At 72.4% G+C, this 18,599-nt stretch carries 20 protein-coding genes; 12 read left to right on the top strand and 8 right to left on the bottom strand.

Features of this window, described 5'->3' with window-relative positions; genetic code table 11:
• The first annotated feature begins 16 nt into the window (after positions 1-16).
• From BMZ30_RS07070 to BMZ30_RS07060, 3 genes are all read left to right on the top strand, one after another.
• Positions 17-664 (top strand): trimeric intracellular cation channel family protein, encoded by a 648-nt coding sequence (locus tag BMZ30_RS07070; protein WP_229828526.1) that lies wholly within the window; start codon positions 17-19, stop codon positions 662-664.
• The gene (locus BMZ30_RS07065) at positions 661-1,518 is read left to right on the top strand and encodes an inositol monophosphatase family protein (RefSeq protein WP_093376576.1); all 858 of its coding nucleotides are present in this window, start codon (positions 661-663) and stop codon (positions 1,516-1,518) included. Before BMZ30_RS07070 ends, BMZ30_RS07065 begins: the two co-directional genes overlap by 4 nt.
• Positions 1,519-1,668: 150 nt before the next feature.
• Complete coding sequence (locus BMZ30_RS07060; RefSeq protein WP_093376574.1) at positions 1,669-1,968, top strand: DUF4193 domain-containing protein; 300 nt, start codon at positions 1,669-1,671, stop codon at positions 1,966-1,968.
• Between the two features lie 56 nt (positions 1,969-2,024).
• On the opposite strand, the gene BMZ30_RS07055 is transcribed toward BMZ30_RS07060, so the two are convergent.
• Entirely contained in the window at positions 2,025-2,513 is a 489-nt protein-coding gene (locus BMZ30_RS07055; protein ID WP_229828527.1) for a DUF3093 domain-containing protein, read from the bottom strand.
• Positions 2,514-2,553: 40 nt separating this feature from the next.
• Between BMZ30_RS07055 and dut the strand changes: the two genes are divergently transcribed.
• Genes dut through BMZ30_RS07035 form a run of 4 tightly spaced genes read left to right on the top strand, consistent with a single transcriptional unit; the run spans position 2,554 to position 4,939 of the window.
• Complete coding sequence (gene dut, locus BMZ30_RS07050; RefSeq protein WP_268248158.1) at positions 2,554-3,048, top strand: dUTP diphosphatase; 495 nt, start codon at positions 2,554-2,556, stop codon at positions 3,046-3,048.
• Between the two features lie 48 nt (positions 3,049-3,096).
• A complete protein-coding gene (locus BMZ30_RS07045; RefSeq protein WP_093376568.1) occupies positions 3,097-3,831 on the top strand; it encodes a DUF3710 domain-containing protein in 735 nt (244 codons plus the stop codon).
• Entirely contained in the window at positions 3,828-4,211 is a 384-nt protein-coding gene (locus tag BMZ30_RS07040; protein WP_229828528.1) for an OB-fold nucleic acid binding domain-containing protein, read from the top strand. Before BMZ30_RS07045 ends, BMZ30_RS07040 begins: the two co-directional genes overlap by 4 nt.
• Positions 4,208-4,939 (top strand): DUF3159 domain-containing protein, encoded by a 732-nt coding sequence (locus BMZ30_RS07035; protein ID WP_093376565.1) that lies wholly within the window; start codon positions 4,208-4,210, stop codon positions 4,937-4,939. Before BMZ30_RS07040 ends, BMZ30_RS07035 begins: the two co-directional genes overlap by 4 nt.
• Here BMZ30_RS07035 and BMZ30_RS07030 read toward each other — a convergent pair.
• Together BMZ30_RS07030 and BMZ30_RS07025 are read right to left on the bottom strand one after the other, a co-directional pair.
• Complete coding sequence (locus tag BMZ30_RS07030; RefSeq protein WP_093376561.1) at positions 4,836-5,546, bottom strand: potassium channel family protein; 711 nt, start codon at positions 5,544-5,546, stop codon at positions 4,836-4,838. The genes BMZ30_RS07035 and BMZ30_RS07030 overlap by 104 nt on opposite strands.
• On the bottom strand, positions 5,546-6,196 hold the full coding sequence (locus BMZ30_RS07025; RefSeq protein ID WP_093377378.1) for a potassium channel family protein: 651 nt from the start codon (positions 6,194-6,196) through the stop codon (positions 5,546-5,548). The genes BMZ30_RS07030 and BMZ30_RS07025 overlap by 1 nt, the downstream gene beginning before the upstream one ends.
• Positions 6,197-6,293: 97 nt before the next feature.
• Here BMZ30_RS07025 and BMZ30_RS07020 point away from each other — a divergent pair, with 97 nt between their 5' ends.
• From BMZ30_RS07020 to acnA, 3 genes are all read left to right on the top strand, one after another.
• Complete coding sequence (locus tag BMZ30_RS07020; RefSeq protein ID WP_093376559.1) at positions 6,294-8,318, top strand: APC family permease; 2,025 nt, start codon at positions 6,294-6,296, stop codon at positions 8,316-8,318.
• A 1-nt stretch (position 8,319) separates the two neighbouring features.
• Entirely contained in the window at positions 8,320-9,567 is a 1,248-nt protein-coding gene (locus tag BMZ30_RS07015) for a class I SAM-dependent RNA methyltransferase (protein ID WP_093376556.1), read from the top strand.
• Between the two features lie 212 nt (positions 9,568-9,779).
• On the top strand, positions 9,780-12,536 hold the full coding sequence (gene acnA, locus BMZ30_RS07010; RefSeq protein WP_093376555.1) for an aconitate hydratase AcnA: 2,757 nt from the start codon (positions 9,780-9,782) through the stop codon (positions 12,534-12,536).
• 147 nt (positions 12,537-12,683) lie between these two features.
• Here the strand turns inward: acnA and BMZ30_RS07005 are convergent, their stop codons facing one another.
• From BMZ30_RS07005 to guaB1, 5 genes are read right to left on the bottom strand one after another with little or no spacing between them, the layout of a single operon-like run.
• On the bottom strand, positions 12,684-13,103 hold the full coding sequence (locus BMZ30_RS07005) for a DUF1801 domain-containing protein (protein WP_093376552.1): 420 nt from the start codon (positions 13,101-13,103) through the stop codon (positions 12,684-12,686).
• Between the two features lie 3 nt (positions 13,104-13,106).
• The gene (locus BMZ30_RS07000) at positions 13,107-14,045 is read right to left on the bottom strand and encodes an aminoglycoside phosphotransferase family protein (protein WP_093376551.1); all 939 of its coding nucleotides are present in this window, start codon (positions 14,043-14,045) and stop codon (positions 13,107-13,109) included.
• Between the two features lie 22 nt (positions 14,046-14,067).
• Complete coding sequence (locus tag BMZ30_RS06995; protein ID WP_093376548.1) at positions 14,068-14,733, bottom strand: NUDIX hydrolase; 666 nt, start codon at positions 14,731-14,733, stop codon at positions 14,068-14,070.
• Positions 14,726-15,466: a type 1 glutamine amidotransferase gene (locus BMZ30_RS06990; RefSeq protein ID WP_229828529.1), complete on the bottom strand. Its 741-nt coding sequence runs from the start codon at positions 15,464-15,466 to the stop codon at positions 14,726-14,728. The genes BMZ30_RS06995 and BMZ30_RS06990 overlap by 8 nt, the downstream gene beginning before the upstream one ends.
• Positions 15,467-15,470: 4 nt before the next feature.
• The gene (gene guaB1 / locus BMZ30_RS06985; RefSeq protein WP_093377374.1) at positions 15,471-16,919 is read right to left on the bottom strand and encodes a GMP reductase; all 1,449 of its coding nucleotides are present in this window, start codon (positions 16,917-16,919) and stop codon (positions 15,471-15,473) included.
• 130 nt (positions 16,920-17,049) lie between these two features.
• Between guaB1 and BMZ30_RS06980 the strand changes: the two genes are divergently transcribed.
• Entirely contained in the window at positions 17,050-18,240 is a 1,191-nt protein-coding gene (locus BMZ30_RS06980; RefSeq protein ID WP_093377372.1) for an inorganic phosphate transporter, read from the top strand.
• Positions 18,241-18,328: 88 nt separating this feature from the next.
• On the top strand, positions 18,329-18,589 hold the full coding sequence (locus BMZ30_RS06975) for a hypothetical protein (RefSeq protein WP_093376546.1): 261 nt from the start codon (positions 18,329-18,331) through the stop codon (positions 18,587-18,589).
• Positions 18,590-18,599 lie beyond the last annotated feature (10 nt).

Below are 18,599 nucleotides of genomic sequence, written 5' to 3'. Positions count from 1 at the left end.
TGACATGATCGGGCCCGTGGAGATACTGCAGGACGCCCGGCACTACCTCGAGCTCGCGGCCGTCTTCTGCGCCGCGCTCTCGGGTGGTCTCGCCGCGGTGCGCAAGAGCTACGACGTCTTCTCGGTCCTGCTGCTGGCGTGGGTCACCGGGCTCGGCGGAGGGATCATCCGTGACGTCCTGATCGGCGCCACGCCACCGGTGGGCATCACGTCGTGGGACCTCGTCCTGACGTCGTTGCTGGGCGGGCTCGTGATCCAGTTCTTCCACCCGCGCCTGGAGCGGATGCGCCGGGGGATCACCGTGCTGGACGCGGGCGCGCTGGCGATGTTCGTCGTCGTCGGCGTGGACAAGGGCCTCGACCACGGGGTCGGCCCGCTCGCGGCCGTCTTCGTCGGGTTGATCACGGGCATCGGCGGCGGCCTCGTGCGCGACCTGCTCGTGGGCGAGCCGCCGATCGTCCTGCGCGAGCGCGAGCTTTACGCGATCCCGGCGACGTTCGGGGCCGTGGTCACGGTCGTGCTGGCCGAGCAGGGGGTGCTCGGCTACGCGACGGGAGGCGCCGTCGTCGTCGGCATCTTCGTCGTCAGGCTCGTCTCGCTCCGGATGCGGTGGCGCGCGCCGGGGCCCTGGCAGGGCTTCGGACGCCGCAGACTGGGCACATGAGACCCGAGCGCACCACGCCCGACGACCAGACCACGCCCGACGTCGCCGCCCTCCGCGCCCTGTGCGAGGACCTGGCCCGGCGTACCGCGGCCCGCCTGCGCGAGCACCGGCCCGACCGCGTCGAGGTGCTCCGGACCAAGTCCAGCGCGACCGACGTGGTGACGGCCGCCGACGCCGACGCCGAGGCCTTCCTGCGCCGCGAGATCGCGGCCGCGCGCCCCGACGACGCCGTGCTCGGCGAGGAGGAGGGGGCCACGGCGGGCACCTCGGGCCTGACCTGGGTGGTCGACCCGATCGACGGCACCGTGAACTACCTGTACGGGCTGCCTTCGTACTCCGTGTCCGTCGCGGTGGTGAGCGGCGCGCCGCGCCCGGACAGCTGGACCGTGCTCGCGGGCGCGGTCCACGACGTCGTCGCCGACGTGAGCACGAGCGCCGGGCAGGGGCTCGGTGCGGCGACCGACGGCCGACGCCTGTGGATGACGGACGGGGTCGAGGTCGCCGGGATGCTCGTCGGCACGGGTTTCGGGTACGACCCCGAGCTGCGCGCGGCCCAGGGCAGGTCCGCCGCCATCCTGCTCGAGCACGTCCGTGACCTTCGTCGCATCGGGTCTGCGGCCCTCGACCTGTGCCGGGTCGCGTCGGGCCAGCTGGACGCGTACTACGAGGAAGCGCTCGGCCCGTGGGACCACGCAGCAGGCGAGCTGGTGGTCCGCGAGGCCGGTGGCGTGGTGGTCGGCGTCGGCGGCGGAGCCCCCGACCACCGCATGCTTCTCGCGGGAAGCAAGTCGACCGTCGCGGTGTTGAGAACACTGCTGGAGCGGACCGGCGTGGGCGCCAGAGTGCAACGCTGACGAAAATGATGCACAATCCCATCGCCACGTCGTTGCGACCCAGCGTCGCCGTGGCCCTGCCGGCCGCGGCCCGACCCGCCGCTCCAGACGCGACGCGCCCCGCGCCGCCCGCGACATCGCCCTTCCAGACCACACGGAGTGTCCCCACGCATGGCTACTGACTACGACGCCCCCCGCAAGACCGAGGAGGACCTCTCCGAGGACTCGATCGAGGAGCTCAAGGCGCGGCGTTCCGACAAGAGCTCGGGCGTCGTCGACGAGGACGAGGCCGAGGCGGCCGAAGGCTTCGAGCTGCCCGGTGCCGACCTCTCGGGCGAAGAGCTCTCCGTCCGCGTGCTGCCCCGCCAGGCCGACGAGTTCACCTGCATGAGCTGCTTCCTGGTGCACCACCGCAGCCAGCTGGCCGAGGAGAAGAACGGCCAGCCGATCTGCACGGAGTGCGCGAGCTGATCCGCTGCTCCACCGCGACGCCGGCTTCCCGCTCGGGGGGCCGGCGTCGTCGTTTCTCAGGCGGCGCGCGCTGCTTCGATCGCGGCGGCGAGAGCGCGCGGACGGCGGCTCGAGACGAGCCACGTCGGCGTCGGGTCAGCCGGGTCCGTGACGGGTGCGGTGACCGCGCCGCCGATCCACGCCCGCAGGCACACGAAGGCACGAGGGTCGTACCCGGGGCCCATGGCGGCGCGGACGCCCTCGCGGTCCAGGACCTCCACCGGCCCGAGCAAGCTCACGGGGAGGTGGGCCCGTCCCGCGTGCAGCTCGCCGTCCCGCACGGCGACCACCGGAGCGGTGAGCCACGCGCCGACGAGGCCGGCCACGCCCACGGCGACGGCGGTGGCCCAGGCGGCCCGCAGGTCGACGACGCTCAGCGCCACGAACGTGACGAAGGCGAAGCCCACGATCGCGGCGATCCCACCGATCCCCGGCAGCAGCCGCTCCCGGAACAGGAGGTGCTGCTCGGACGGCGCCGGTGCGGGATGCGCAGAGGGGGAGACCATGGTTCCCAGCATGACAGAGCGGTGCGGCTAGGATCGCGCCGTGACTGCACACGAGGACCGCGATGTCGACGTCCTGATCCAGATGCTCGACCCCGATCTCCCCGAGCCCACCTACGCGCACCCAGGTGACGCGGGTGCGGACCTGGTGGCGCGCGTCGACGTCGAGCTCGCGCCGGGGCAGCGCGCCACGGTGCCCACAGGCGTCGCGATCGCGATGCCGGACGGGTACGTCGCGCTAGTCCACCCGCGCTCGGGCCTCGCCTCCCGCCACGGTGTGACGATCGTGAACGCCCCGGGGACGGTGGACGCGGGATACCGGGGGGAGATCGCCGTCACGCTGCTGAACACGGACGCGTCGCAGACCGTGCGGCTGGCGCGGGGCGACAGGATCGCCCAGCTGGTCTTCCAGCGCGTGGAGCGCGCACGGTTCGTCCGCGCGCAGTCGCTTCCGGGATCGCACCGAGGCGCCGGCGGGTTCGGTTCCACCGGGGGCGTCGCCGCCGCGGTGCGCGACCTCGGCCACGACCCGGCATAGGCTGGAGCAGATGTCTCGCCAGCGGGACCTGACGAAGGAGAGCACGTAGTGGGCCTGTTTGGACGCCGTTCTGACCGCACCGCCGAGCCCGAGACGGGCACGACCCCGGCGCCGACGACGCCTCCCGCCGAGGAAGCAGCTCCGGCGCACGGCCCCTGGGACGCTACGCAGGTGGCCGGCCGCGGCAACCGCGTCGACCTCGGCGCCATCTGGCTCCCCGGCGTGCACGGCATGCAGGTGCGCATGGAGATCGACAAGAAGACCCAGGCGGTCACTGGTGCGTCGGTGATGGTCGACGGCTCGGCCATCCAGATCCAGGCGTTCGCCGCGCCCAAGACCACGGGCATCTGGGACGAGATCCGCGCGGAGATCATGGCGTCGCTGCAGACGCAGGGAGCCAAGGTCGACGACCTCCCGGGTCCGTTCGGCCGGGAGCTCCTCGCCCAGGTGCCGGCCACCACCAAGGAAGGCGAGAAGGTCGTCCGCGTGCTCCGGTTCATCGGTGTCGACGGTCCGCGCTGGTTCCTGCGCGGTGTGATCACGGGCAAGAGCGCGACGGACATGCAGGCCGCCCGCGTCGTCGAGGGCATCTTCTCCCAGGTCGTGGTGGTCCGCGACGACGCTCCGCGCGCACCGCGCGAGGTCCTCGCGCTGACGCTCCCCAAGGCCCCGCCGAAGGCCGCGGAGCCCACGAGCGAGCCGGCCGCGCAGAGCCCGGAGGGTCCGGTGGCCCCTGAGCCGCCACCCGCGGACGACATCCCCGAAGGTACGGAGAACCCGTGAGCATCACGGCGAAGATCGGGTCGATGGTCAGCGCGGCCCTGGCGTCCCAGGACGAGGTCGCCGCCCGCGAGGAACGCACCAGCGCTGCCCAGCTGGGCACGACGGCCGTGGGGGACTGCCCCGAGCGTGCTGCGGTGCGGGTGTCCGGCGTGATCCGGTCGGTCGTCCTGCGGCCGACCGACCGCGTCCAGGCGGTCGAGGCGGAGCTGTACGACGGCTCGGGCTCGCTCGACCTCGTGTGGCTCGGTCGGCACCGCATCGCGGGCATCGAACCCGGGCGCCGCGTCGTCGTCGACGGCTTCGTGTGCGCGCGCGACGGTCGACGCGTGATCTACAACCCGCGCTACGAGCTCTTCGCCCGTTCCGAGGACGCCGAGTGACGAGCCCGCTCGACGGCGCCGTCCCCGCGCAGGCCCGCGGCGTCAACGTCCTCACCCAGGACGAGTTCTCGCTCGCGAACTCCGTGGGCGGCGTGCGAGGTGTGCTCGAGGCGCTCGCGCCTGGGCTCGTCTTCGTCGTCGTGTACCTGATCACCTTCGACCTGACGCCCACGCTCGTCGCCTCGCTCGGCGTCGCGCTGCTCGCGGTGCTCGTCCGGCTGGTGCAGCGCACCCCGGTCACCCAGGCGTTCGGCGGCGTGGCTGGGGTCCTCATCGGCGTCCTGTGGGCCTGGCGCTCCGGCGACGCGAGAGATTTCTTCGCCTTCGGGCTGTGGACGAACGGTGCCTACCTGGCCGCTTGCCTGATCTCCGTGGCCGTGCGGTGGCCGCTCGTCGGCATCGTCGTGGAGGCGCTGCGGGCCGGCTTCGGCACGGGGCAGACGACGACGGAGAATCCGTTCGCCGGGTTCTCGCGCTGGCGCCTCGACCGGGCGCTCGTGCGGCGCTACCAGATCGCCACTGTGGTCTGGGCGACGCTGTTCGCGGCTCGCCTCGCGGTGCAGCTGCCGCTCTACCTCGACGACCAGACGGAGAGCATCGGGTGGCTCGGCACCGCGCGCCTCGTCATGGGCGTGCCGCTGTGGGCCCTGACGATGTGGTTGACGTGGGTGCTGGTGCGCCAGCCATCAGCCGTGCCAGCGCAGACTCGTCCGCATCCCGCCCCGTGACGAGCAGCAGCTCGTCGCCGGCCTCGAGGGTGTCGTCCGCGCTCGGCGCGATCGGCTGAGGCCCGCGCACGATCGCGGCCAGGACCGTGTCGGTCGGCCAGTCCACCGCGCCGACGCGGACGCCCGCCAGCGGCGAGTCCGCCGGGAGCGTGATCTCGAGGATGTCCGCGCGCGACTGGTGGAACGTGAAGATCCGCACCAGGTCGCCGACGGCCACGGCCTCCTCGACCATGGCCGTCATGATGCGCGGCGTCGACACGGCGACGTCCACGCCCCAGGACTCGTCGAACATCCACTCGTTCTTGGGGTTGTTCACGCGCGCGACCACGCGCGGCACGCCGAACTCGGTCTTGGCGAGGAGGGCGATGACGAGGTTCGCCTTGTCGTCACCGGTGGCCGCGACGATGACGTCGCACTCGGCGACCTTCGCCTCGGTGAGGGTCGGCAGCTCGCAGGCGTCGGCGAGGAGCCACTCGGCCTCGGCCACCTGGGCGACGCGCATGGCGGACGGCTGCCGGTCGATGAGGGTGACCTCGTGGTCGTGACCCAGCAGCTCACGGGCGATCGAGCGGCCGACGGACCCGGCACCGGCGATGACGACGCGCATCAGACCTCCTGGGCGGGCTGGTGGGTGACAACGCGCTCGACCGTAGGCACGTCGTCGGAACGGATCAGCATGTGCACGGTGTCGTTCTCCTGCAGCACGGTGCTCGCGGTCGGCAGCTCGCCGTCGCCGTACCGGGTCAGGAAGGCGACCCGGGCCGCGGTCGCGGTCTCGAGGGTCTGCACGGTGCGGCCCACCCAGCCCGGGTGCAGGTCGACCTGGCAGAGCCGGATGGCACCCGAGGGGTCACGGAACTCGTCGGTCGCGCCCATGGGCAGCATGCGGCGCAGCACCTGGTCCGCGGTCCAGCGGACGGTCGCGACCGTCGGGATGCCCAGACGCTGGTAGATCTCGGCGCGGTGCGGGTCGTAGATCCGGGCGACGACGTTGTCCACCCCGAACGTCTCGCGCACGACGCGGGCAGCGAGGATGTTGGAGTTGTCCCCGTCGGAGACCGCCGCGAAGGCGTGCGCCTCCTCGATGCCGGCCTGGGTGAGGGTGTCGCGGTCGAAGCCGAGGCCGGTGACCTTCTTGCCCTCGTACGAGGCCGGCAGCCGACGGAAGGACTCAGAGCTCTGGTCGATCACAGCGACGGAGTGGCCGCTGGACTCGAGCGACTGGGCGAGCGTCGCGCCGACGCGGCCGCAGCCCATGATCACGAAGTGCACAGGGGTGACGCTATACCTGCTGGATGGGGCCGAGCGACCGGCCCGTCCCGTGCGCGACGGGCGGGGCCTAGCATGGTGCCTTGTGTCAGACATCGTGGACGCCGCCAAGCGGCTCCTGCTCGGGCGGCCCGTCCGCAGCGACGGCCTGGGCCACACCCTGCTGCCGAAGAAGATCGCACTCCCGGTCTTCGCCTCCGACGCGCTCTCGTCCGTCGCGTACGCACCCGACGAGATCCTGCTGACCCTCGCGATCGCGGGCGTCGGGGCAACCGTCATCTCGCCCTGGGTGGGGCTGGCGGTCGTCGTGGTCATGGTGGTCGTCGTCGCGTCGTACCGGCAGAACGTGCACGCGTACCCGAGCGGGGGCGGCGACTACGAGATCGCCACCGCGAACCTCGGGCGGACGGCCGGCGTCGGCGTGGCCAGCGCGTTGCTGGTCGACTACGTCCTCACGGTCGCCGTGTCGATCTCGTCGGCGGCGCAGTACGCCGCGACCGCGCTGCCGTTCCTGCGCGGGCACGAGTCCCAGCTCGCGATCTTCCTCGTCGCCGTGCTGACGCTCGTCAACCTGCGCGGCGTGAAGGAGTCCGGCCGTGTGGTCGCGATCCCCGTCTACCTGTTCATGTTCGCCGTGGGGCTCACGGCGGTCATCGGGTTCGTCCAGTACGCGACCGGGACGCTCGGCGTCGCCGAGAGCGCCGCGTACGAGGTCGTGCCCCAGGACGCCTTCGACCAGGGGCTCCTCGGGCTGGCGGGTGCATTCCTGGTGGCCCGGGCCTTCGCTTCCGGCTGTGCTGCGCTGACCGGCGTGGAGGCGATCAGCAACGGGGTTCCGGCGTTCCGCAAGCCCAAGTCCCGCAACGCGGCGACGACGCTGCTGCTGCTCGGGTCGATCTCCGCATTCATGATCATGTCGATCCTGCTGCTCGCGTCGGCGACCGGGGTGAAGTTCGTCGAGCACCCCTCGACGTCGCTGCGGGTCGACGGCGAGCTCGTCTCCGAGGGCTTCGTGCAGACCCCGGTGCTCGGGCAGCTCGCGCACACCGTCTTCGCGTCGTTTCCGCCGATGTTCTACCTCGTCTCCGCGGTCACCGGCCTCATCCTCGTGTTTGCCGCCAACACGGCGTTCAACGGATTCCCGTTCCTGGGGTCGATCCTCGCGAAGGACGGCTACCTGCCGCGTCAGCTGCACACCCGCGGCGACCGGCTCGCGTTCTCCAACGGCATCCTCACCCTCGCCGCGGCCGCGGCGTGCCTGATCTGGTTCTTCGACGCCCAGGTCACCCGGCTCATCCAGCTCTACATCGTGGGCGTGTTCGTGTCGTTCACCCTGTCGCAGCTCGGCATGGTCAAGCACTGGACCCGCCTGCTGCGCGTCGCCTACGACCCCACCGAGCGCAACCGCATGCGGCGGTCCCGCGCGGTCAACGTCGTCGGCTTCGCCCTGACCGCGACGGTGCTCGTCGTCGTGCTGATCACCAAGTTCACGCACGGCGCGTGGATCGCGCTGCTGGCCATGGGCGTGGTCTTCGTGGTCATGCGCTCCATCCGCCGTCACTACGACGCTGTCTCCCGCGAGCTCGCGCTGAACGAGGACGTCGACACCGAGCGGGCCCTGCCGAGCCGCGTGCACGCGATCGTGCTCGTCTCGCGCATCCACAAGCCCGTGATGCGCGCGCTGGCGTACGCGCGGGCGACCCGCCCGTCGGTGCTCGAGGCCATCACGGTGGCCGTAGACCCGGACGACTCTCAGCGTCTCGTCGACGAGTGGGAGACCCTCGACCTGCCCGTGCCGCTGCGCGTCCTCGACTCGCCGTTCCGCGAGATCACCCGGCCCGTCCTCGGGTACGTGCGTTCGGTGCGGCGAGAGAGCCCGCGCGACCTCGTCGTCGTCTACCTGCCCGAGTACGTCGTCGGGCACTGGTGGGAGCAGCTCCTGCACAACCAGAGCGCCCTGCGTCTCAAGGCACGCCTGCTGTACACGCCGGGCGTCGTCGTGGCCTCCGTGCCGTGGCGGCTGTCGTCGACGCTCGCCCAGGGCGGTTCCGACCCCAGCGTCTACGCCCCGCGCCCGGCCCCGCGCACCCCCTCTGACCCGAAGGCCTGACATGACCCTGCTCGACCTCGAGATCGGCCCCGTCGCGCACGGCGGGCACTGCGTCGCACGCCACGAGGGGCGCGTCGTGTTCGTGCGGCACGCCCTGCCCGGAGAGCGGGTGCGGGCGCGGCTCACCGAGGCCGGGCCGGACGACAAGTTCTGGCGCGCGGACGCCGTCGAGATCCTCGAGGCGAGCCCCGACCGCGTGATGCACCCGTGGCCGGAGGCCGGCCCCGGCGGCGTGGGCGGCGCCGAGCTCGGTCACGTCTCCCTCGCGGGGCAGCGGCGCTGGAAGGCCGACGTCGTGGCGGAGCAGCTCAAGCGCCTCGCCCACCTGGAGCGTTCCGTCGAGGTGCTGGGGGCGCCCGGCGACGACGAGCGCGGCGGGCTGCACTGGCGCACACGCATCGAGCTGGTGTGCGACGACGAGGGCCGGGCGGGCATGCGCCGCCACCGCAGCCACGACGTCGTCGCGGTCACGGGGATGCCGCTCGCCACCGAGGCGGTGCTCGCGGCGTGCGAGCGCGTCGGGGTGTTCAGCCGGCGCTGGCGCGGGGGCAACACGATCGACGTCGTCGCCCCGGCCGGCGGCCAGGAGCCCATCGTGCTGGTCGACGGGCTGCCGTGGAAGGACACGCGGCCGGACACGCGCCCCAACGCGCGTCGCACGGTCACCGAGTCGGTCACCGTGGGGGAGCGGACGTACGACTTCAAGATTGCCGCGGCGGGATTCTGGCAGGTGCACCGCGAGGCGCCGGGCGTGCTCGCGAACGCCGTCATGGCCGCCGCGGGAGAGATCGGGGACGCGACCGTCGTGGACCTGTACTCCGGTGCGGGCCTGTTCACCGCCCCGCTGGCCGACGCCGTCGGCCCCGTGGGACGCGTCGTGTCCGTCGAGGGCGACGCCCAGGCGGTCAAGGACGCGCGACGCACCTTGCACGCGGCCGACCAGGTCGAGCTGCACACGGGCGACGTCGTGCGTGTGCTGCGCGACGCCGGGCACGGGGCGGTCGGGGGAGCGGACGTCGTCGTGCTGGACCCGCCGCGGGCCGGTGCCGGACGCGCCGTCGTCGAGCAGGTGCAGACGCTGCGACCCGAGCGCGTCGTCTACGTGGCCTGCGACCCGGCGGCCCTCGCCCGGGACATCGACTACTTCTCGCGCGGCGCGACGCCGTACGCGCTCGGGTCGCTGCAGGCGTTCGACCTGTTCCCCATGACGCACCACGTCGAGTGCGTGGCGGTGCTCGAGCGCAGGTGAGCCTAAGTATCTTGACGTCAAGATAACTGTTAGGCTGGACCCCGACCCCCTGGCTGAACCGCGTCCCATCGGCGCGCCCCGGGCCGGCCGACCTCGCGTCGACCGGCCGACGTGGGCGCCGCTCGATACGCTGGGACGAGGCTGGCCAAGGTCGCCTACCTCTGGTCTGTCGCGGATGCCCGGACCAGGCCGCAACTGAGTGAGGAGCCACCGTGAGCAGCGTTGACACGTTCGGTGCAAAGGGAACCCTGGACGTCGGCGGGACCTCGTACGAGATCTTCCGACTGTCCGCCGTCGACGGCCTCGACCGTCTGCCGTACTCGCTGAAGATCCTGGCCGAGAACCTGCTGCGCACCGAGGACGGTGCCAACATCACGGCCGACCACGTGCGTGCGCTCGCCGGGTGGGACCCGGACGCGCAGCCCGACACCGAGATCCAGTTCACGCCGGCGCGCGTGATCATGCAGGACTTCACCGGCGTCCCGTGCGTCGTCGACCTCGCCACGATGCGTGAGGCCGTCGCCGAGCTCGGGGGAGACCCGGCCCGGATCAACCCGCTCGCGCCCGCGGAGCTCGTGATCGACCACTCCGTGCAGATCGACGTCGCCGGTCGGGCCGACGCGTTCCGCCGCAACGTCGAGATCGAGTACGAGCGCAACCACGAGCGCTACCAGTTCCTGCGCTGGGGTCAGACGGCCTTCGACGACTTCAAGGTCGTCCCCCCGGGCACCGGCATCGTGCACCAGGTGAACATCGAGTACCTCGCGCGCACCGTGATGACCCGCGAGGTTGACGGCGTCCTTCGGGCCTACCCCGACACCTGCGTCGGCACCGACTCGCACACCACGATGGTCAACGGCCTGGGCGTGCTCGGCTGGGGCGTCGGTGGCATCGAGGCCGAGGCCGCGATGCTCGGCCAGCCCGTCTCGATGCTGATCCCGCGCGTCGTCGGCTTCAAGCTCTCCGGCCAGATCCCCGCTGGCGTGACCGCGACCGACGTCGTGCTCACCATCACGCAGCTGCTCCGCCAGCACGGCGTCGTCGGCAAGTTCGTCGAGTTCTACGGCGACGGCGTCGCCCAGGTGCCGCTCGCGAACCGCGCGACCATCGGCAACATGAGCCCCGAGTTCGGCTCGACGGCCGCGATCTTCCCGATCGACAACGTCACCCTGGACTACCTGCGCCTGACGGGCCGCAGCGACGAGTCGGTCGCGCTCGTCGAGGCGTACGCCAAGGAGCAGGGCCTCTGGCTCGACCCGACCGTCAAGGGCTACACCGAGCCCGTGTTCTCCGAGTACCTCGAGCTCGACCTGTCGACGGTCGTCCCGTCGATCGCCGGGCCCAAGCGCCCGCAGGACCGCATCGAGCTCAGCCTCGCCAAGACCGCGTTCAAGCGGGACCTGCCGAACTACGCCGACGACGTGCACAACCAGGTCGACGAGGCCTCCCGCGAGTCGTTCCCCGCATCCGACTCGCCCGCCATCGGCGAGCCCGTGCGTCGGACCGTGCCGGTGACGACGCCCGAGGGCAGCACGTACGAGCTGTTCCACGGCGCCGTCGCGATCGCGTCGATCACGTCGTGCACCAACACCTCGAACCCGTCGGTCATGCTCGCGGCCGGTCTGCTGGCCAAGAAGGCCGTCGAGAAGGGCCTGATCTCGAAGCCGTGGGTCAAGACGTCGATGGCGCCGGGCTCGCAGGTCGTGACGAACTACTACGACAAGGCCGGCCTGTGGCCCTACCTGGAGAAGCTCGGCTTCCACCTAGTCGGGTACGGCTGCGCCACCTGCATCGGCAACTCGGGCCCGCTGGCCGACGAGGTCTCGGCCGCCGTGAACGAGCACGACCTCGCCGTCGTCTCGGTACTGTCGGGCAACCGCAACTTCGAGGGCCGCATCAACCCGGACATCAAGATGAACTACCTGGCGTCGCCGCCGCTCGTCATCGCGTACGCGCTCGCCGGCACCATGGAGTTCGACTTCGAGTCCGAGCCCCTGGGCCGCGACGAGAACGACCAGCCGGTCTTCCTGCGCGACATCTGGCCGACGCCGGAAGAGGTCCAGGCCACGATCGACAGCTCGATCAACCGCGAGATGTTCACCAGCGACTACGCGGACGTGTTCTCGGGCGACGAGCGCTGGCGTGCGCTCAACACCCCCGAGGGTGACACGTTCGAGTGGGACGCCGAGTCCACCTATGTCCGCAAGCCCCCGTACTTCGACGGTATGCAGGCGACGCCGGAGCCCGTCACGGACATCTCCGGTGCGCGCGTGCTGGCCAAGCTGGGGGACTCGGTCACGACCGACCACATCTCCCCGGCGGGTGCGATCAAGCCCGACAGCCCCGCGGGCCGCTACCTCGCCGAGCACGGCGTGGAGCGCCGCGAGTTCAACTCGTACGGCTCGCGCCGCGGCAACCACGAGGTGATGATCCGCGGCACGTTCGCGAACATCCGCCTGCGCAACCAGCTGCTCGACAACGTCGAGGGCGGCTTCACGTACAACTTCGTGAAGGACGCGCAGGACACGATCTACGACGCCGCTCGGGACTACGCGGCCCAGGGCACCCCGCTGGTGATCCTCGGTGGCAAGGAGTACGGCTCGGGCTCGTCGCGTGACTGGGCGGCCAAGGGCACGGCCCTCCTGGGCGTCAAGGCCGTCATCACGGAGTCGTTCGAGCGCATCCACCGCTCGAACCTGATCGGCATGGGCGTGCTGCCGCTGCAGTTCCCGGCCGGCGAGAACGCCGCGTCGCTCGGCCTCGACGGCACGGAGACGTTCTCCATCGAGGGCGTCACCGCGCTCAACGAGGGCGTCACCCCCAAGACGGTCAAGGTCACGGCGACCAAGGCCGACGGCGGGGTCGTCGAGTTCGACGCCGACGTCCGGATCGACACCCCGGGCGAGGCGGACTACTACCGCAACGGCGGCATCCTGCAGTACGTGCTGCGCTCGCTCGTCGCCGCCTGACCCGAGTCACGAACGGCGGGGCGCTCACCAGAAGGTGAGCGCCCCGCCGTCGTCTGCCCCCAGCCTGCCGCTGCGCGCCCGCCACCCGAGCGTGAGTGCACAGTTTTGGCGGTGGAATCTGCCCTCAGCACCGCCAAAGCTGTGCACTCAGCGGAGGGCGGTGGTGAGGGACTCGTAGCTGGTGCGGATCAGCGCCTCCAGGGCGGCGAGGTTCGTCGTGCCCAGGTCCTTGAGGTAGAGGCAGCCCTTGCCGAGGGTGTGCGGGCCGAGGGCTGCGAGGAGCTCCTCACGGCCGTCGAAGCCGTCGAGGACGTAGATCGTCGACGCTGCCTTGCGCGGTGAGAAGCCGGCCGCCGGCGCGTCGCCCTCCCTGCCGCTCGCGTAGCGGTAGTGGTACGAGCCGAACCCGACGATCGACGGTCCCCACATCCGCGGCTCCTGCCCGGTCACGCGGGTCATGAGCGCGCACAGCGTATGCGCGTCGCGCTGGCGCACCGGGTGCTCGACGGCGTCCAGGAACGCTGCGACGTCGGCGTCAGTCGGTCGGGTCACTGCGTCGTCAGCCATGCCTCACTGTCGCGCACCGGGGTGCGAGAAGTCGAGCAGCTCGTCCAGGGCGCGCAGGCCCATCGCGCGCATGGCCGGGGCGTCGTCGCTGTGGGCGAGCAGCCCGGTCGTCATGGTCAGGCCCCAGCCGCGGGCACGCGCCCAGGTGGCGTCGTCGTAGGGCTGGCGCGACTGGACGTGCTCGTAGAACAGGGTCCGGCCCACGGCGTCGAACGTGAGCCACGCCGTGGCGAGATCTGTGGCGGGGTCGCCCGAGGTCATGTCGCCGAAGTCCAGCACGGCGGCCAGCTCCGGCTCGCTGTCAGGGCCGACGTCGCGAGCGAGCAGGTTGGCGGGATGGAGGTCGCCGTGCAACCACAGGGGTGGACCGGCCCAGGGCGGCGTCTCCACCAGCGCGTCCCACGCCGCGCGCACCTCGTCGGCGCGCGGCACGGCACCGCTGGCGAGGCGCTCGTGCACCGCGGACGTCCGGGTGTGCAGGCCCACGCCCCGCACCGCGTTCACCGGCGCCTGGGCGGGAGCCGGCACGTGCAGCGCGACGACGACGTCGGCGAGGGCCTGGGCCAGGGCGGCCCGCCGGGCGACCGTCAGCTCCCGGACGAGAGTGCCGTGGAACCAGGGCACGACGCTCCACGCCCACGGATAGTCCGGACCGGCCGTCCCGTCGCTCGGGACACCCAGGCGGACGGGTGCGGGCACCGGCACGCCGAGGGCGGGCGCGAGCCGCGGCAACCACTGCTGCTCGTGCAGGATCAACGGTGCGCCCTCGTCCCGCCGGGGCATGCGCACGGCCAGGTCGTCACCGAGGCGCAGCACCACGTTGTCCCAGCCGCTCGCGACGACGACGAGCGGCAGGTGGGCGAGGTCGGGATGCTGAGCGGCCAGCAGTCCCCGCACGAGCGCCGGCGTCACGTCGACGCGCGCGGGCGGGGTCAGCGCCACGAGCGGCGTGGGTCGGGCAGGGTCATCGGCGTACCGTGACCTCGCGTGAGCGGTCCCAGGCCTCGGTCCAGCCGAGCGCGTCGAACAGCTGGTCGAGCACGAGGGCGGTGAAGCCCCAGACCAGGTGGTCGGCGACCAAGAACGCCGGGCCGCGGTAGGGGGTTCCGGGGAGCACCGACGTCCGACGGTTGGCGGGGTCGAGCAGGTCCGCCACCGGCGCGCGGAACACGCCGGCGGACTCGCCCGCGTCGACCGCCCGCACGGCCGACGGCTCGCGCCACCACGCGAGCACCGGCGTGACGAGGTGGTCGCTGACCGGCAGCGGCAGGGCTCCCAGGGCGCCGAGCACCTCCACGCCAGCGACGTCGAGTCCGGTCTCCTCCTCCGCCTCCCGCAGCGCTGCTGCCACCAGGTCTGCGTCTCCTGGGTCCTGACGGCCGCCCGGGAAGGCGACCTGCCCCGGGTGGTGGTTGAGCGTGTCCGCGCGCCGGACGAGCAGGACGTCGAGGTCGCGCGCCACCTGCGGGGCGTCGTGCACCGCGGGTACGGCGTCGAGGCGTCCGAACAGCACCAGCACAGCGGCGGGACGCCCGGCCGGACGCACGCGCTGGCCGCCGGCCAGGCGGGACCAGTCGATGCCGCGCGCGGGCAGCGCGGCGAGCTCTGCCCGTGCGTCGTGCTCAGCCACGGCGGTCCCGGGCGTCGGCGGCGAAGGTCCCGAACGCCATCTGTGCGCGCGGTGCGAGGCTGGGCAGGAGGCGCGCACCGTCGGAGGCGATCGCGCGCACGGTCTGCGGCGGCAGGCTGCCTCCGCCCTCGGGGTGCGCGAGCCACGCCGCGAGCAGCGGCGGGTCGAGCTCGAGGTGGAACTGCAGCCCGACCGCGCTGCCGAGGCGGAACGCCTGCACGGGGGTGGCGTCGGTGGACGCGAGCACCGTCGCCCCGGCCGGCGCGTCGACCGCGTCGTCGTGCCAGTGCAGCACGTCGGGGTCGGCACCGGCGTCGACGACGAGCGGGTACAGCAGGCGGTCGCGGATGCCGTCGCCGTGGACCTTCAGCGGCGCGAACCCGATCTCCTGGCCGTGCTGCGGGAGGGACTGCGCGCCCAGGGCGACTGCGAGGAGCTGCATGCCGAGGCACACGCCGAGCGTCGGGAGGTCGGCGTCGACGGCAGCGGCGAGGAGCCGGCGCTCGGCGGCGAGCCCGGGGTGCGCGGCGTCGTCGAGCGCGCCCGGCGCGCCACCGAGCACGACGAGGCCGCTGAGCTCGCGGACGTCGGGCAGCTCGGGGTCGACATCGTCGAGGATGATCCGGGACTCCCACGGCACGCCGGCGAGCTCGAGCGCCCGTGCGATGACCCCGGGCTGCTCGAACTCCGCGTGCTGCAGGACCAGGACGGGTGCGGCCGTCAGGGAGGACACGAGCTCACCAGCCTGCGGGCAGCGGGCGGCCCTCGTCGTAGCCGGCCGCGGACTGCACGCCGACGAGCGCGCGCTCGGCGAACTCGGTCAGGGTGCGGGCGCCCGCGTACGTGCACGACGAGCGCAGCCCGGACGTGATCTGGTCGAGCAGGTCCTCCACGCTCGGGCGCTGGGGGTCCAGGTACATCCGGGAGGAGGAGATGCCTTCCTCGTAGAGCGCCTTGCGGGCGCGGTCGAACGCCGAGCCCGTCGCGGTGCGGGCCGCCACGGCACGGGCCGAGGCCATGCCGAAGCTCTCCTTGTAGAGGCGGCCGGTGCCGTCGTCGTGCAGGTCCCCGGGGCTCTCGAAGGTGCCGGCGAACCAGGAGCCGACCATCACCTGGGAGGCGCCCGCGGCGAGCGCGAGGGCGACGTCGCGCGGGTGGCGCACCCCGCCGTCGGCCCAGACGTGCTTGCCGAGCTCCCGGGCGGCCTGCGCGCACTCGAGCACCGCCGAGAACTGCGGGCGGCCGACGGCGGTCATCATGCGGGTCGTGCACATCGCGCCCGGGCCGACGCCGACCTTGACGATGTCCGCCCCGGCGGCGACGAGGTCGCGCACCCCCGCGGCCGTCACGACGTTGCCCGCGACGATCGGGACGGCCGGATCGAGGGCGCGCACGATCGCCACGGCCTCGAGCATCTTGGCCTGGTGGCCGTGCGCCGTGTCCACGACCAGGGTGTCGGCGCCGGCGGCGAGCAGCGCCTCCGCCTTGCCGCGCACGTCGCCGTTGATGCCGATCGCTGCGGCGACCCGCAGGCGGCCCGCGGCGTCGAGCGCGGGGGAGTAGACGCTCGAGCGCAGCGCACCCGTGCGGGTCAGGACGCCCACGAGCTCGCCGCCGCGCAGGACGGGGACCACGCGCCGGCGCAGGCCGTGCAGGTGGTCGAAGGCGCGGCGCAGGCCGTCCGGCCCGTCGAGGATGTCGATGTCGACCGTGGCGGGGTCGGCCGTCATCACGACGCCGACCTGGGTGAAGCGGTCCACGTCCCGGCAGTCGTCCGCGGTCACGATGCCGACGACGCCAGGCCCGTCGACGACGACCGCGGCACCGTGCGCGCGCTTGCCGATCAGCGTGAGCGCGGTGTGGACCGTGTCGTGCGCCGTCACGGTGACGGCGGTCTCCACGACCGTGTGGCGCGCCTTGACGCTCGCGATGACGTCCGCGACCACGTCGACGGGCACGTCCTGGGGGATCACGGCCATGGCGCCGCGACGTGCCACGGTCTCCGCCATGCGGCGACCGGCGACGGCGGTCATGTTGGCGACGACGACGGGGATCGTGGTGCCGGTGCCGTCGGTCGACGCGAGGTCGACGTCGAACCGCGAGGTGACGTCCGAGCGGGACGGGACGAGGAACACGTCGCCGTAGGTGAGGTCGCTCGAGGGGTGCTGGCCGGGAAGGAAATCCATGGTGTCGAGCATAGGCGGCCCCGGTCAGGTGAACGGCAGGTGAACGAGCGATGAAATGTCCACAGGGAGGGGGCGAAACCCCGCCGGTGTGACCGAGGTCCTGCTGGACACGACGACGACGAGCCCCATGATGGTGTGCGTGGCCGAGATCCTGATCCTCGCGCTGGTGGTCATCACCGCGCTCGCATTCGACTTCACCAACGGTTTTCACGACACCGGCAACGCGATGGCGACATCGATCGCCACGGGCGCCCTGCGGCCCAAGGTCGCCGTCGCGCTCAGCGCGGTCCTGAACCTCGTCGGCGCGTTCCTGTCGGTCGAGGTCGCTGCGACCGTCGCCAAGGGCATCGTGAACCTCGAGGGCGTGGACGGCAGCGCGCTGCTGACCGTCGTGTTCGCCGGACTCGTCGGCGGCATCCTGTGGAACGTCTTCACGTGGCTCCTCGGCCTGCCCTCGAGCTCGTCGCACGCGCTGTTCGGCGGCCTGATCGGCGCTGCCATCGCGGCGCTCGGCATGGGCGGCGTGGTCTGGGACGGCGTCCTCGCCAAGATCGTGCTGCCGGCACTCCTGGCCCCGGTCGTCGCCGGCGCCGTGGCCGCCGTGGGCACCTTCGTGATCTACCGGATCACGCGGTCCGTCCCCGCGGGCTACCAGGAGAAGGGCTTCCGGTGGGGCCAGGTCGGTTCCGCCTCGCTCGTCTCCCTCGCGCACGGCACCAACGACGCGCAGAAGACCATGGGCGTGATCTTCCTCGCGCTCGTCGCCCACGGCTCCCTCTCACCCGACGACGGCATGCCGTTCTGGGTCAAGGCCAGCTGCGCGATCGCGATCGGCCTGGGTACCTACCTCGGCGGCTGGCGCGTGATCCGCACGCTCGGCAAGGGCCTCGTCGAGATCTCCGCCCCGCAGGGCATGGCCGCGGAGACGTCGTCTGCCGCGATCATCCTCACGTCCTCGAGCCTCGGCCTCCCGCTGTCGACGACGCACGTCGCGACCGGCTCGATCCTCGGCTCCGGGGTGGGCCGCCGCGGCGCCACCGTGCGCTGGAGCGTGGCTGGACGCATGGGCGTCGCCTGGCTCACCACCATCCCCGCCGCCGGTGCGATCGGCGCGGCGTGCTGGGCTCTCGCCCACGTGATCGGCGGGCCGCTCGGGATCATCGTCGTGTTCGGCGTGCTCGTCGCCGCGTGCCTGGCCATGTGGCTGCACTCGCGCAAGGCTCCCGTGAACCCGGACAACGTCAACGAGGAGTGGGACCCGGCAGAGGTCCCCGTCCCCGCCACCGTCCGCGCCGTCGACGAGCTCGTCGCCGCCCCGTGACCTCGCTCACCTCCCGCACCCCGGTGCCCGCTGTGCCCGCTGCACCCCCTGCGCCTCTGCTGCCCGCCCGACCCGTCCAGGAGCTGTCATGAACTTCGCCGACGTCGCTGTCTCGCTCGTGAAGGTGATCGTCGTCGGGCTCGCGCTCGGGGCCGGCCTGCCCGCCGTCTTCGCGCTCGGCCTGCGCGCCCTATCCGCGGGCACCGTGGTGCCCGCCGCCGACGGCGACCCCGCCGGCGTCCGCGTCGAGCGCTCCCCGGCCATGACCCTGGCGGCGGCCGCCTGCTTCGCCGTCGTGGGCATCGCCGTCGTCGCGGGTATCGCCTGGATCGTGTCGGGCGGTCACTGACGTCCGCACG

Origin of the sequence: Flavimobilis marinus, assembly GCF_900113055.1 — a bacterium.
GTDB classification, from domain to species: Bacteria; Actinomycetota; Actinomycetes; order Actinomycetales; family Cellulomonadaceae; genus Flavimobilis; species Flavimobilis marinus.
The sequence above is the reverse complement of the archived record's forward strand: the minus strand, read 5'-3'. Positions and strand labels throughout refer to the sequence as shown.